This window comes from Rhizobium sp. UFLA01-1127 (assembly GCF_059803845.1).
Genome location: NZ_JAUQTZ010000300.1, coordinates 1 through 998, shown reverse-complemented (window position 1 = coordinate 998; position 998 = coordinate 1). Strand labels below are relative to the sequence as shown.

Annotated in this window: 1 protein-coding gene; it reads right to left on the bottom strand. The window is 61.1% G+C overall.

Annotation, left to right across the window (positions count from 1 at the left end; translation table 11 throughout):
- Nucleotides 1-692, bottom strand: a 692-nt coding sequence (gene pyrG, locus Q4Q11_RS31860) for a CTP synthase (protein WP_498571985.1), incomplete at its 3' end; no start/stop codon positions are given.
- Nucleotides 693-998 lie beyond the last annotated feature (306 nt).

The window sequence follows — 998 nt, the reverse complement described above, 5'->3', positions numbered from 1 at the left end:
TTGCAGAACAGCGAAAGCTTGCGGCGTTCGGCTTCGGGGATTTCCCGGTCGGCACGCACGAGCAGAATGTCGGGATGAATGCCGAGGGCCTGCAGTTCCTTGACGGAATGCTGCGTCGGCTTGGTCTTCAGCTCGCCGGCCGCGGGAATATAGGGCATCAGCGTCAGATGAACGTAGACTGCCGTGCCGCGCGGCAGATCGTTGCCGAGCTGGCGGATCGCCTCCATGAAAGGCATGGCTTCGATGTCGCCGACCGTGCCGCCGATCTCGCAGATCACGAAATCATAATCGTCATTGCCTTCGGTCACGAAATCCTTGATCTCGTTGGTGACGTGCGGAATGACCTGGACGGTGGCGCCGAGATAATCGCCGCGGCGTTCCTTGTCGATGATGTTCTTGTAGATGCGACCGGTGGTGATGTTGTCGGTCTTGGTGGCCGAGCGGCCGGTGAAGCGTTCGTAGTGGCCGAGATCGAGGTCGGTTTCCGCACCGTCGTCGGTAACGAAGACCTCGCCGTGCTGGGTCGGGCTCATGGTGCCCGGATCCACGTTCAGATAGGGGTCGAGTTTGCGCAGGCGAACGCGATAACCACGAGCCTGCAACAACGCTCCTAGAGCCGCAGCCGCAATTCCTTTTCCGAGGGAAGAAACCACGCCGCCTGTGATGAATACATATCGCGCCATGGGAGTCACCGGATACCTTTTCACAAATGATTCCGCTAGCCCTAAAATTCTTTTCCGGAATTTTGGCTACAGAACGCGGAATATGGACAAAACAAAACCGGCAGATCCGAGGACCTGCCGGGGATGATCTTCGGCGACCGGAATTACTTTCCGGTCGGAACGCCACCGTTGTCGGCTGGCGCGGGAGTCGTCGTCGCCGGCGCGGGCTGCTGACCGGTTGCGGCCGGAGCCTGCTGGGCAGGTGCCGTCGCGGCGGGCTGGTTCGTCGAGGCAGGCGGTGTCGCCTGCGACTGCGGCGCGACGGCGCCGCTGTTC